At 73.4% G+C, this 13,374-nt stretch carries 8 protein-coding genes; 7 read left to right on the top strand and 1 reads right to left on the bottom strand.

Annotated features, from left to right (window positions below; genetic code table 11):
* The first annotated feature begins 158 nt into the window (after positions 1-158).
* Positions 159-2,066 (top strand): ABC transporter ATP-binding protein, encoded by a 1,908-nt coding sequence (locus SCA03_RS31455; protein ID WP_086817010.1) that lies wholly within the window; start codon positions 159-161, stop codon positions 2,064-2,066.
* Positions 2,067-2,156: 90 nt separating this feature from the next.
* Here SCA03_RS31455 and SCA03_RS31450 read toward each other — a convergent pair whose 3' ends face one another.
* Positions 2,157-3,464 (bottom strand): FAD-dependent oxidoreductase, encoded by a 1,308-nt coding sequence (locus tag SCA03_RS31450; protein WP_086817008.1) that lies wholly within the window; start codon positions 3,462-3,464, stop codon positions 2,157-2,159.
* A gap of 120 nt (positions 3,465-3,584) precedes the next feature.
* Between SCA03_RS31450 and SCA03_RS31445 the strand changes: the two genes are divergently transcribed.
* The 6 genes from SCA03_RS31445 to SCA03_RS31420 form a co-directional block, all read left to right on the top strand.
* Positions 3,585-4,169 (top strand): TetR/AcrR family transcriptional regulator, encoded by a 585-nt coding sequence (locus tag SCA03_RS31445; RefSeq protein WP_030885646.1) that lies wholly within the window; start codon positions 3,585-3,587, stop codon positions 4,167-4,169.
* Positions 4,170-4,454: 285 nt separating this feature from the next.
* Positions 4,455-6,065: a M4 family metallopeptidase gene (locus SCA03_RS31440; RefSeq protein WP_030891832.1), complete on the top strand. Its 1,611-nt coding sequence runs from the start codon at positions 4,455-4,457 to the stop codon at positions 6,063-6,065.
* Between the two features lie 745 nt (positions 6,066-6,810).
* A complete protein-coding gene (locus SCA03_RS31435; RefSeq protein ID WP_141275786.1) occupies positions 6,811-8,859 on the top strand; it encodes an alpha-1,4-glucan--maltose-1-phosphate maltosyltransferase in 2,049 nt (682 codons plus the stop codon).
* Positions 8,846-10,555 (top strand): maltose alpha-D-glucosyltransferase, encoded by a 1,710-nt coding sequence (gene treS, locus SCA03_RS31430; RefSeq protein WP_086817552.1) that lies wholly within the window; start codon positions 8,846-8,848, stop codon positions 10,553-10,555. The genes SCA03_RS31435 and treS overlap by 14 nt, the downstream gene beginning before the upstream one ends.
* Positions 10,556-10,724: 169 nt before the next feature.
* Entirely contained in the window at positions 10,725-12,404 is a 1,680-nt protein-coding gene (locus SCA03_RS31425; RefSeq protein WP_159788685.1) for a maltokinase N-terminal cap-like domain-containing protein, read from the top strand.
* Between the two features lie 89 nt (positions 12,405-12,493).
* Positions 12,494-13,374: GlgB N-terminal domain-containing protein (locus tag SCA03_RS31420; RefSeq protein ID WP_443098239.1), on the top strand; the 881-nt coding region annotated here is incomplete at its 3' end.

Genomic DNA, 13,374 nt, shown 5'->3' with positions numbered 1-13,374 from the left:
GCACGGACGGCACGGGCGGAGCAGCAGGCCGAACAAGAGCCCGGACAACAGGCGGAGCACCCGCAGAAGGACCGGGAGAAACGGGTACCGACAGCGGGCAGAACACGGGCGCGGGGGCCCCGCAGGGCGGAAGCACGAACGCCCCGCAGCGCAGAAGCATGGACACCTCGCAGGGCGGAAGCACGGACGCCCCGCAGGGCGCGAGCGCCGACGTACCGCAGAGCACGAGCCCTGGGGGGCCGGAGGGCACAGGTGCCCCCGACCCCTTCGCCGACGACGTGCTGCCCACGCCGAAGGGCGCCTCCCGCAGGCTCCTGGCGACGCTGCTGCGCCCCCGCCGCCGGGGCGTGGCGCTCGCCGCGCTGCTGCTGTGCCTCCAGCAGGCGGCGGTGCAGGCGGGGCCGCTGCTGGTCGCGTTCGCGCTGGACCGGGCGCTGCCGGCGCTGCGCGACGGCGGGTACGGTCCGCTGGTCGCCGTGGCCGCCGGCTATCTGCTGTGTGCCCTGGCGGCCGGCTGGTTCCAGCACGGTTTCGTGCTCGCCGCCGCGCGGGTCACCCAGCGTGCGCTGCTGGAGCTGCGCGCCCGTATCCAGCGCCACGCGCAGCGGCTGGATGTCGACTTCCACGACCGCTACACCTCCGGGCGTCTCGTCTCCCGTGCCACCACGGACGTCGAGTCGCTGCGCGAACTGCTCGACAAGGGGCTCCAGGAGCTGCTCACCGTCGTGCTGTCCACCGTCTACATCCTGGTGACGCTGCTGTGGCTGGACGTGGGCCTGGGCGCGGCCGCGGTGGCGTCGTTCGTGCCGCTGGGGCTGCTGGTGCGCAACTACCGGCGGCGGGTGCTGCGGGTGCACCGGAGAAGGTCGACGGCCATGGCGCGGGTCGTCGTCGCGTTCGCGGAGACGATGAACGGTATCCGGCCGGTGCAGACGTTCCGTCGTGAGCGGGCCAACGACGCCCGGTTCGCGGAGCTGAACGGCCGGCACCGGCGCACCAACGGGGACGGCCTGCTGGAGATGGCCCGCTATGTGGTGCTCGCGCGCGGGGTGGCGAACGTCGCGGTGGCGGCGCTCGTCGTGTGGGGTGCGCTGCGGGTGGCGTCCGGCGGGCTGGAGCTGGGTGTGCTGGCGGCCGCCGCGCTGTATCTGCGCCGGCTGTACGACCCGATCGACCGGCTGGGCATGTTCCTCAACTCGTACCAGGCGGCTGCGGCTTCGCTGGAGAAGATCGCGGGGCTGCTGGCCCAGGAGCCGTCGGTGCCGGAGCCGGTGCGGCCGCGTCCGCTGCCGTCGCGTGGGGGTGGGCCGCCGGGGCGGGAGGCGGTGTTCGAGGCGGTGTCCTTCGGTTACCGGACGGGAGGCGAGGTGCTGCCCCGCTTCGATCTGACGGTGCCGGCCGGGCAGACGGTGGCGGTGGTGGGCGCGACGGGCGCCGGGAAGTCGACGCTGGCCAAGCTGCTGGCCCGGTTCTACGATCCGTCCGCCGGGCGGGTCCTGCTGGACGGCACCGACCTGCGCGAGCTGGAGGCGGCCGAGCTGCGGCGTGCCGTCGTCATGGTGACGCAGGAGGCGTTCCTGTTCTCCGGCACCGTCGCCGACAACATCGCGCTGGGGCGCCCGGACGCGTCCCGTGCCGAGGTGGAGGCGGCGGCGAAGGCCATCGGCGCGCACGACTTCATCGCCGCGCTGCCCGACGGCTACGACACGGATGTGCGCAAGCGCGGCGGACGGATCTCCGCGGGCCAGCGCCAGTTGGTCTCCTTCGCCCGTGCGCTGCTGGCCGATCCGGCCGTGCTGATCCTGGACGAGGCCACGTCCTCGCTGGACGTGCCGGGCGAGCGGGCGGTGCAGGCGGCGATGGCGACGGTGCTGCGCGGCCGTACCGCGGTCGTCATCGCGCACCGGCTGTCCACGGTGGAGATCGCCGACCGGGTGCTGGTGATGGCGGACGGCCGTGTCGTCGAGGACGGCCCGCCCGCCGAACTGGTCGCGGCGGACGGCCGTTTCGCCCGTCTCGACCGCGCCTGGCGCGACAGCCTCTCCCGGTCGCTGTCCGGCGCGTGACCCCCGTCCGGGGCGGCGGCGCACCGGCCGGGTCGGCGGACGCCCCCGGGACACCCCCGGGACGCCACCGGGACGCCGGGCACGGGCGCCTCAGGGCAGCAGCCGCAGCACGGCGTCGCGCGGCCCGGTGTGCCGGGTCGACATGACGCGGTGCAGGGTGCGGGAGGCGAGGGCCACGCGCTGTGCGGGGCGGCGGCGTTCGGCGTCGTAGGCGCGCAGGGCGCGGGACGGTTCGCCGGGGTGCCGGGCCAGTGCGCGGGTGAGGGCCTCGGCGTCGAGGAGGGCCTGGCAGGCGCCCTGCCCGAGGTTGGGCGTCATGGCGTGCGCCGCGTCGCCGACGAGCGCGGCGGCGGGCCCGGGGCCGCCGCCGTCCACGAAGGACGGCAGCGCCGGGTGCAGATGCCGCATCTCGTACCGGACGCAGGTGTCCGGGTCGGTGTGGTCGAGCGCCTGCCGCACCGGCGCGTGCCACCCGTCGAACAGCGCCCGCAGCACACGCGGACCCTCGGCGGCGGGTGTCGCGCCTGCCGCCGGTGCCGGGTCCGCTGCGCGTGCCGCGCCTGTTGCGGGTGCCGGGCAGGTCGTGGGCGGGGAGGCAGCAGCCCCGACGCCCACAGCAGATTCGGCGTGCCCCACACCCGCCCCCGCCGCGCGCTCGGCGTCCGCGGCACCGTCGGAAACCGGCACGGTCGCGTACCAGTTGGTCCGGCCCGGCTCGACGGGTGTCATGCCGAAGAACCGCCCGGCGCCCCAGGTTTCGCCGTACACCCCGGTCTCCACCTCGGCGGTGCCGATCCAGGCGACGGTGCCCACCCGGCGCACGCTGCCGCGCTCACCGAAGCGGGCCCGCCTCACGGCGCTGCCGATCCCGTCGGCGCCGACGAGCAGAGCGTGGCCGTCGGCCGCGCCGGGCTCCAGCGGGTGTCCGTGCGCGACGGCGACGCCTGCCGCGGCGAGCCCGTCGAGCAGTGCGTCGATCAGCCGGGGCCGGGAGACGAGCAGTTCGGGCCGGCCGGCCCGGCGTTCGATGCGTTCCAGCGGCAGCCGGGCGAGCACCGTCCCGTCGGGTCTGCGGATGTGGGCGTCGCGGTAGGGCAGGGCCTGCCGGTGCACCGCGTCGGCGACGGCCGGGTCGAGCCGTTCCAGCGCGGACTGCGCCGAGGGGTGGAGGCCGAACGCGGTGCCGTACCGGTCCGGTTCGGCCCGCCGTTCGAGGACGGTGACCTGCCAGCCGGCGTGCCGCAGCCCGAGCGCGGTGGCGAGCCCGGCAACGCCGGCTCCGACGACGAGCGCGGACCGGCCGGCCGGTGCCGGGCCACCGGTGCGCGGCGCGGGCGACGGGCGCGGCGGGCGGGAAGTGCGGCGCCGAGCGGTACGGGACGAGGGCGTGCGGGACATACGGGCCTCCCCGGTGCGAGGGTGGCCGCACCGTCAGCGACCACCACACCTGTGGTACCACACCTGGGGTACGGTGGCCAACGCACCTGTACGGCAACGGACTTGACGAGGAGCGGCCCCATGCCCGCCGACCGCCGTGACCTGCTGCGGGACGCCGCCATCGAGGTGCTGGCGGGCTCGGGCAGCCGCGGACTGACCCACCGCGCGGTGGACGAGGCCGCCCGCGTCCCCTCCGGCACGGCCAAGAACTACTTCCCGAGCCGGGAGGCACTGCTGCGCGCGGTGGCCGAGCGGTGCGTCGAGCTGTACCGGGCGGCCGGGGAACGCCTCGCCGCCCGACGGCCGCCGCGCGACCGCGCCCAGCTGACCGCCTTCCTCGCCGGTCTGCTGCACGACGCCGCCGGGCCGGGACGCGACCGGCTGCTGGCCTACCAGGAACTCCAGGCCGAGTCGTCCCGCAGACCATGGCTGTCGGCCGTGCTCGACCCCGTGGCGGCGGCGGACTTCCCGGCGTTCGAGCAGGCCCAGCGCGCCGCCGGGCTGCCGGCCACCGCCGAGCGCGCCGCGGTCGTCACGCTCGCCCTGCACGCCGCGCTCCCGCATCTGCTCTCCGCGGGCCCCGCCACCCTGGCGGCCTCCGGCCTGGACGACCCGGAACGCTTCGTCCGCGCCCTGCTCGACACCGTCTATCCGCACCGGCCGTGACCGGCGCCGGGCCCGGGCCGCGCCGCACCGGATCCGGGCCCGGACGCCCCGAGTTCCTGTGCGACGCGGCGCACGAACGTCCGATATGCGACACGGGATTTCGTCACAACGGACGGAATCCGGCCACGCGGCGCTTCCTACCCGGTGACATGTTCGCGCCACTCCTGGCAATCTGCCGTTGCACGGCATGCACCTGGCACACCCACGCCACGGTCACGCCCTGCGTTCTGCCCGGGCGGCCACCTCGACGCCGCCCGGTCCCCACGGCAGAAGGAGTCCTGCGAAGTGAGTCCCCTCACCAGGAAACAGCGGATGTCCGCCCTCGCCGCCACAGCGGCGCTGCTCGCGGCGGGCGTCACCGCGGGAACGGCGGGCGCGGCCCCCGGCGGACCCGCCGCGACCGACGGCGCCCAGCCCGCGCAGCTGACGGCCGATCAGCACACCCGGCTGGTCGAGAGGGCCGGCAGCGCGTCCGCCACGACGGCCGACGCCAGGGCCCTCGGCCTCGGCTCCCAGGAGAAGCTGCACGTCAAGGACGTCATCAAGAACAAGAACGGCTCCACACACGTCCGTTACGAACGCACCTACGCCGGCCTGCCGGTGCTCGGCGGCGACCTCGTCGTCCACAAGTCACCGGCCGGCAAGCGCACCGGCACCACCTGGGCCTCCAAGGCGAAGATCGCCGTGGACACCGCAGGCGCCGACAGCGCACCCGCCGCGCACAAGCCGGCCACCCCGAAGGCCGCGGGCAGCAAGGCCCCCCGCAAGGTCGTCTGGGCCGTGCAAGGCACACCCCGGCTCGCCTGGGAGACGGTCACCGGCGGCACCCAGCGCAGCGGCGCCCCCAACCGGCTGCACGTCATCACCGACGCCGCCACCGGCAAGAAGCTGCTGTCGTTCCAGGGCATCAAGGAGGGCACCGGCAACAGCCAGTACAGCGGCAAGGTGGAGATCAACACCTCCGGCTCCGACGGCAAGTACACGCTGAAGGACGACAGCCGCGGCGGAAACCACACCACCAACCTCGACGGCGCCACCAGCGGCGAGGGCAAGCCCTTCACCGACGAGGACGACGTCTGGGGCGACGGCACGATCAAGGACCCGGCGACCGCGGGCGTCGACGCGCACTACGGCTCGGCCCAGACCTGGGACTACTACAAGGAGGTCCACGGCCGCGAGGGCATCGCCGGCGACGGCAAGGGCGCGCTGAGCAAGGTCCACTACGGCAACAACTACGCCAACGCGTTCTGGGACGACTCCTGCTTCTGCATCAGCTACGGCGACGGTCTGGAGAACAGCAGGCCGCTCACGGCGGTGGACATCACCGCCCACGAGATGTCGCACGGCGTCACCTCGACGACGGCGAACCTCATCTACTCCGGCGAGTCCGGCGGCCTGAACGAGGCGACCTCCGACATCTTCGCGGCAGGCGTCGAGTTCCACGCCGACAGCCCGGAGGACACCCCGGACTACCTCGTCGGTGAGAAGATCGACATCCGGGGCGACGGCAAGCCGCTGCGCTACATGGACGAGCCGAGCAAGGACGGCAAGTCGCTGGACTACTGGGACACCGACGCGGGCAACGTCGACGTCCACAACTCCTCCGGCATCGCCAACCACTTCTTCTTCCTGCTGTCGGTGGGCAGCGGGGAGCGCGAGGTGAACGGCGTGCAGTACAACTCGCCGACGAAGGACGGCTCGAAGCTGGAGGGCATCGGCATCGACAAGGCCGAGAAGATCTGGTTCAAGGCCCTCACCGAACAGATGACATCGACGACCGACTACGCCGACGCACGCCGTGCGACGGTCACCGCGGCCACCGACCTGTACGGCGCCGACAGCGCCGAGACGAAGGCGGTCGAGGCCGCCTGGACGGCCGTGAACGTCAAGGGCTGACCGGCTCACCCCGGCCCGCCCCGGACCCCGTCCCCGCTCGCGGGGGCGGGGTCCTTCGCCGTGCCCCTCACCACCCTCACCACCCTCACCACCGTCCCCCCTCCCTCACCGCCCTCCGCCGCACCTCCCCGCCCCTCGCCGTCCCTCACCATCCCTCGCCGTCCACCGCCGCCCTTCGCCGCCCCTCGCACCCTCCGCCGCCTTGACCACTCCCGTCGTCCACCGGCGCCCGCCCCCGCCCTTCGTCGGCCTCCCACACCGGCCTCGGTCGGCCCCCACGCCGACCCCAACCGGCCCGCGCCGCACCGTCGTCGACCGGCCCGCACCGCACGATTGCCGACCGGCACCGGCACGCCCCCGCGCCCGAGCGCCCCCCACGCGCGCCCGCCCGCGCCACCCGGTGCCCGCTCCCGCCCGGAAGCCTCCCCGCGCCCCGCGCACCACGCCGGTATCCGGCCAACTCCGCGCCGTGGCCCGCCACTTGAGGGACCACGCGGGCTCCTACCTCCGCGCGGTGGCCCCGCCTACCGGGCGCCCCGTACCCACGGTTCGCACAGTCCGCACGGCGACGGTCCGCCCGCACGCGGCGCCGAGAACTGTTCGGTGAACTCGCATCCGAACCGGGTCCCCACCACACGGGTGAACGCGGCCAGGAGCGCTCAGGCCCCCGCCCCGGAAGCCCTCCACGGAACGGCTACAAAGTACGCAGAGTCCGTTATCTCCCGTTATGCCCCTAGGTGAGCCCATGATCGGTCGAATTCCCGTGCTCGACGTGCGCCCGCTCGTCGACTGCGGCACCCGTCCCGCCAAAGCCGTCGCGCAGGAGACCTTCGAGATCTCGGCGACGATCTTCCGGGAGGGGCACGAGGCCATCGGGGCCAATGTCGTCCTGCGCGGACCGGCCGGACGCGGCGCCCCCTGGACCCCGATGCACGAGATCGAACCCGGCACCGACCGCTGGGCGGCCCGGGTCACCCCGGACGCCGAGGGCCGCTGGAGCTACGCCGTCGAGGCGTGGAGCGACCCGGTGACCACCTGGCGGCAGCAGGCCCGGGTGAAGATCCCGGCCGGACTCGACACCGAACTGACGCTCGCCGAGGGCGCCGCGCTGCACGAACGCTGGGCCGCGGCCGTACCGAAGAGGGACGGCCGGGAGGTGATCCGGGACATCGCCGCGACCCTGCGCGACCCCCAGCTCCCCGACGCCGACCGGCTGGCGGCGGCGCTCTCCCCCGAGGCCACCGCCGTTCTCGCCCGCCACCCGCTGCGCGACCTGGTGACCACCACCCGCCCCCTCACCCTCCAAGTCGAGCGCCGCAGGGCCCTGTTCGGCTCCTGGTACGAGCTGTTCCCCCGCTCGGAGGGTGCCGTCGTCGAGGAGGGACAGCCACCGGTCAGCGGCACCCTGCGCACGGCGGCCGAACGGCTGGACGCGGTGGCCGCCATGGGCTTCGACGTGGTCTATCTGCCGCCGGTGCACCCCATCGGCGACGCCTTCCGCAAGGGCCCCGACAACAGCCTCAGCGCCGGCGAGCACGATGTCGGCTCCCCCTGGGCCATCGGCTCGGCCGCCGGCGGGCACGACACCGTCCACCCCGACCTGGGCACCCTGGAGGACTTCGGCCACTTCGTCTCCCGGGCCCGCGCCCTGGGCATGGAGGTGGCGCTCGACTTCGCCCTCCAGTGCTCGCCCGACCACCCCTGGGTCAAGGAACACCCGGACTGGTTCGCGCACCGCGCCGACGGCTCCATCGCCTACGCCGAGAACCCGCCGAAGAAGTACCAGGACATCTATCCGCTGTGCTTCGACGGCGACCCCGGCGCCTACCGGGAGATCGTCCGCGAGACGCTGCGGCTGCTGCGCTTCTGGATGCGCCAGGGCGTGCGGATCTTCCGGGTGGACAACCCGCACACCAAGCCGGTGGCGTTCTGGGAGCGGGTCCTCACGGACATCAACCGCACCGACCCCGATGTGATCTTCCTGGCCGAGGCGTTCACCCGCCCCGCGATGCTGCACACCCTCGCCCGCATCGGCTTCCAGCAGTCGTACACCTACTTCACCTGGCGCACGACCAAGCAGGAGCTGACGGACTATCTGCGCGAGCTGACCGGCGAGGCAGCCGCGTACATGCGTCCGAACTTCTTTGTGAACACCCCCGACATCCTGCACGCCTTCCTCCAGGACGGCGGACGCCCCGCCTTCGAACTGCGCGCCGTGCTCGCCGCCACCCTCTCCCCCTCCTGGGGCATGTACGCGGGCTACGAGCTGTGCGAGAACGTCCCGCTCCACGAGGGCAGCGAGGAGTACCTCTCCTCCGAGAAGTTCGAGCTGCGTCCGCGCGACTGGGCGGCGGCCGAGCGCGAGGGCCGCTCGATCACCGGGCTGATCAGCGCGCTCAACGCGCTGCGCCGCGACCACCCGGCGCTCCAGCAGCTGCGTGACCTGCACTTCCACCGGACGGACAACGAGCACGTGCTGGCCTTCTCCAAGCACAGCACCCACCCGTGGGCGGACGCCGTGCTGGTCGTGGTGAACCTCGATCCCCACCACACCCACGAGGCCACGGTGTCGTTGGACATGACGCAATTCGAAGCATCCGGACTGAGTGCCGCTCAGATGAGCGGCGCCGAGTCCTTCCCGGTGCGCGACGAGCTCACCGGAGCGACCTACCACTGGGGCAGGGACAACTATGTGCGCCTGGAGCCGGGAGGTGACTCTCCCGCTCCGGCCCACATCCTCACCCTGCGACCGTCCTCACAGACCGGAGGGTCACCCGCTCATGACCGTCAATGACCCCGTCCCCGACACCTTCGAGGACACCCCCGCCAAGGACCGCGACCCGGAGTGGTTCAAGCGCGCGGTCTTCTACGAAGTGCTCGTCCGCTCGTTCCAGGACAGCGACGGGGACGGCATCGGCGACCTGAAAGGTCTCACCGCCCGGCTGGACTATCTGCAATGGCTCGGGGTGGACTGTCTGTGGCTCCCCCCGTTCTTCAAGTCCCCGCTCAAGGACGGCGGATACGACGTCGCCGACTACACCTCGGTACTCCCCGAATTCGGGGACATCGCCGACTTCGTGGAATTCGTCGACGCCGCGCACCAGCGCGGCATGCGGGTCATCATCGACTTCGTCATGAACCACACCAGCGACCAGCACCCGTGGTTCCAGGAATCCAGGACCGACCCCGAAGGACCGTACGGCGACTACTACGTCTGGGCCGACGACGACAAGCAATACCAGGACGCCCGCATCATCTTCGTCGACACCGAGGTATCCAACTGGACCTTCGACCCGGTGCGCAAGCAGTACTACTGGCACCGCTTCTTCTCCCACCAGCCCGACCTCAACTACGAGAACCCCGTCGTACAGGACGAGATGATCTCGGCACTGCGGTTCTGGCTGGACCTGGGAATCGACGGATTCCGGCTCGACGCCGTTCCCTACCTCTACGCCGAGGAGGGCACGAACTGCGAGAACCTGCCGCAGTCCCACGCCTTTTTGCAGCGCGTCCGCAGCATCATCGACGCCAACTACCCGGACACCGTGCTGCTCGCCGAGGCCAACCAGTGGCCGGAGGACGTCGTCGACTACTTCGGCGACTACGCCAAGGGCGGCAACGAATGCCACATGGCCTTCCATTTCCCGGTCATGCCGCGCATCTTCATGGCGGTACGCCGCGAATCCCGCTACCCGGTCTCCGAGATCCTCGCCAAGACCCCGGAGATCCCCTCCGGTTGCCAGTGGGGCATCTTCCTGCGCAACCACGACGAGCTGACCCTGGAGATGGTCACCGACGAGGAGCGCGACTACATGTACGCGGAGTACGCCAAGGACCCGCGGATGCGGGCCAACATCGGCATCCGCCGCCGGCTCGCCCCGCTGCTCGACAACGACCGCAAACAGATCGAACTGTTCACGGCCCTGCTGCTGTCCCTGCCCGGTTCACCGATCCTCTACTACGGCGACGAGATCGGCATGGGCGACAACATCTGGCTCGGCGACCGCGACGCCGTCCGCACCCCGATGCAGTGGACACCCGACCGCAACGCGGGATTCTCCTCCTGCGATCCGGGGCGGCTCTTCCTGCCGGCCATCATGGACCCGGTGCACGGCTATCAGGTCACCAATGTCGAGGCGGCGATGAGTTCCCCCAGCTCGCTGCTGCACTGGACCCGCCGGGTCATCGAAATCCGCAAACAGAACCCGGCCTTCGGCCTCGGCACCTACGAGGAACTCTCCTCCTCCAACCAGGCGGTGCTTGCCTTTCTCCGGGAGATGCGACTGCCGGAGGGCGGGGACGACGTGGTGATGTGCGTGCACAATTTCTCGCGTTTCCCGCAGCCCACCGAGCTGGATCTGCGCGCCTGGGCCGGACGCGCCCCGGTGGAACTGATCGGCGGCGTACGGTTCCCCGCCATCGGTGAGCTGCCGTATCTGCTCACGCTCGCCGGCCACGGCTTCTACTGGTTCCGTCTGCGCCGGGCATAGCACGACCGCCGGGGCAAGGAGATCCGGCGAAGAAAGTGCGGGCCGTTTCCGCGGCGGGAATGCGGCGCAATCGCGGTGAATGCCTTCGACACGGCCCGCACACCCGGACAACAGACACCGTCATCCGGGACACTCTGCGTACCTTTCGTGTGCCCGGGGAAAGGACGCCATGTCGGACAGCTCCTTGCCCTCCCCCGAGCTCTCCGAGCAGGGGGCACCCCCACCCGAGCTCTCCGAGCAGGGGGCACCCCCACCCGAGCTCTCCGAACAGGGGCCGCCCCCGTTCGAACTCCCCGAGCGGTCCGCGGGCGCGGGGGTGGCCGGGGCCAACGGTGTGGCGCTGTTGCGTTCGCTCACGCCGGTCCTGCTGGCCTGGCTGCCGAGGCAGCGCTGGTTCGCCGGCAAGGGCCGGCCGCTGACCGGGTTCTCCCTGGTGTCCGCCACCGAGCTGCTGCCCTGCCGGCCCGTGGCCGCCCGCGCCGGACGGACACGACTGCCGGGGCTGCTGCATCTGCTGGTGCGCCCCCAGCAGCCGGACCGGGCCGGCTGCGCCGGACACCCGCGGGGCGGCGACTGCTACCAACTCCTCCTCGGTGTGCGGGAGGCGCTGCCGCCCCGGCTCGCGCCCTGCCTCATCGGCCGTCCGGAGAGCGGCCCCCTGGTGGGCACCGCGGTGTACGAGGCGCTGCACGATCCGCGGCTGACGGCGGTGCTCCTGGAGCGGCTGCGGGTGGCGGGCCGGCTGGGGCCGCTGCGCTTCTGCCGCGAGCCGGACGCGGACATCCCCACCGGGCTGCCCGCGCGTCCGCTGGCCTCGGAGCAGTCCAACTCCTCGGTGGTGTACGGCACTTCCGCGATCCTGAAGCTGTTCCGGCGCGTCGAGGCGGGGATCAACCCCGATCTGGAGCTGACCCTGGCGCTGGCCCGGAACGGCTACGCGCAGGTGCCCGCGCCCACCGCCTGGTTCGAGGCCGTCGCGCCCGTCCCGCCGGGCCGCGAGGGGCCGGCGGGCCACGAGGACCAGGAAGGCCGGGACAGCCGGGACAGCCACGAAGGCGTGCCGGCGGCGGGGGCGGCCGAGCAGGGCAGGACGTTGACGCTGGGGGTCCTCCAGCCGTTCCTCGGCGGCACGACCGACGGCTGGCAGCTGGCGCAGCGCGCCCTCACCGAGCGGCGCGACTTCACCACCGCCGCGCGGGCGCTGGGCCGCACGACGGCGCGGGTGCACACGGGGCTCGCCGAGGCGCTGCCCACCTCCACCCTCGGCGGGGAGCGCCTGGAGCGCGTGGCGCGGCAGATGGCGTCGCGGCTGGACGCCGCCTGCGCCGCCGTACCGGATCTGCGGCCGTACCGCGCGGGGCTGCTGCGTTCCTTCCGTGCGCTGGCCGAGCTGGGCCGCGCCGGCGGGGTCCGCGCGGCGCAGCGCGTGCACGGCGATCTCCACCTGGGGCAGGTCCTCGCGGCGGACGACGGAGGGGACGAGGAGCGCTGGACGCTGATCGACTTCGAGGGGGAGCCGGCCCGTCCGCTGGCCGAACGGCGGGCGCACCAGCCGGTGGTCCGGGACATCGCGGGGATGCTGCGCTCGTTCGACTACGCGGCCTGCCGCCCCGGGCACGGGCCCACCGACGCGTGGGCGCGGCACTGGGCGGCGGCGAACCGGGCCGCGTACTGCGCCGGTTACGCCGCCGCCTGCGGCGCCGACCCGCGTGACGACGGTGTGCTGCTGCGCGCCTACGAGACGGACAAGGCGGTGTACGAGGTGCTGTACGAGGCACGCAACCGGCCCGCGTGGCTGGGCGTTCCGATGTCCGCGATCCGCCGCCTGGCCGCCCCCGACGACGGATGACCCCGCCCCGCCTGCCCGCCGCGCGCCCGCGTCCCGCACGCCCCTCCCCCTTCCCACCCGAAGCCCGCCGTGCCCGAACCGGAGGCCCCGTGTTCCCCGAGCAGCCATCGACGCGGATTCCCGCCACCTTCGTCCGCGACCCCGCGCCCGCCGGCCCGGCGTCCGGCTCCACCGCGGCGCCGGCCCCGCCCCCGCCGGACGAGGCGCGTGCCCCGGCCGCGCGGACGGCCGGGCGCAGAGCGGAGGTGCCGGGGCCGCCGCCGCTGCCCGGGCCGGACCGGGCGCGGCTGGTGGCCGGTGAGCACCACGATCCGCACGCGCTGCTCGGGCTGCATCCGGTGCCCGGCGGGTTCGTCGTCCGCGCGCTGAAGCCGTTCGCGCGGGCCGTGACCCTCGTCGCGCCGGGGACGCGGGCCGAGCTGGCGCACGAGGCGGACGGGCTGTTCTCCGCGCTGCTGCCGACGGCGCCCGACGCTTACGAATTGGTGGTGCGCTACGGGGCGGAGCCGGGGGTGGACGAGGTGCGCGGTGCCGACGCCTACCGGTTCTGGCCGGCGCTGGGCGAGCTGGATCTGCATCTGATCCGGGAGGGCCGGCACGAGGAGCTGTGGCGGGCCCTGGGCGCGCACCCCATGACGCACCAGGGCGTCGCGGGCACCCGGTTCACGGTGTGGGCGCCCAACGCGCTGGGGGTGCGGGTGGCGGGCGACTTCAACTGCTGGGACGGCACGGCGGCGCCGATGCGTTCGCTGGGCGCTTCCGGGGTGTGGGAGCTGTTCCTGCCCGGGGTCGGCGAGGGCGCGCTGTACAAGTTCGACGTCGCGGGCCCCGACGGCGGGCACCGGCTGCGGGCCGACCCGATGGCCCGGCGCACCGAGTGCCCGCCGGCGACGGCCTCGATCGTGGAGCGCTCACGGTACGAGTGGCGGGACGGGGAGTGGATGGCGCGGCGGGCGGCGCGCGAGCCGCA

It is taken from the genome of Streptomyces cacaoi, from assembly GCF_006539165.1.
GTDB lineage: Bacteria > Actinomycetota > Actinomycetes > Streptomycetales > Streptomycetaceae > Streptomyces > Streptomyces cacaoi.
The sequence above is the reverse complement of the archived record's forward strand: the minus strand, read 5'-3'. Positions and strand labels throughout refer to the sequence as shown.

Bases quoted from the DNA above. Each gene is read 5' to 3' on its own strand.
- SCA03_RS31435 (WP_141275786.1), top strand. From the start codon at position 6,811: ATGATCGGTCGAATTCCCGTGCTCGACGTGCGCCCGCTCGTCGACTGC.
- treS (WP_086817552.1), top strand. From the start codon at position 8,846: ATGACCGTCAATGACCCCGTCCCCGACACCTTCGAGGACACCCCCGCC.
- SCA03_RS31425 (WP_159788685.1), top strand. From the start codon at position 10,725: ATGTCGGACAGCTCCTTGCCCTCCCCCGAGCTCTCCGAGCAGGGGGCA.
- SCA03_RS31450 (WP_086817008.1), bottom strand. From the start codon at position 3,464: ATGTCCCGCACGCCCTCGTCCCGTACCGCTCGGCGCCGCACTTCCCGC.
- SCA03_RS31455 (WP_086817010.1), top strand. From the start codon at position 159: ATGGACACCTCGCAGGGCGGAAGCACGGACGCCCCGCAGGGCGCGAGC.
- SCA03_RS31445 (WP_030885646.1), top strand. From the start codon at position 3,585: ATGCCCGCCGACCGCCGTGACCTGCTGCGGGACGCCGCCATCGAGGTG.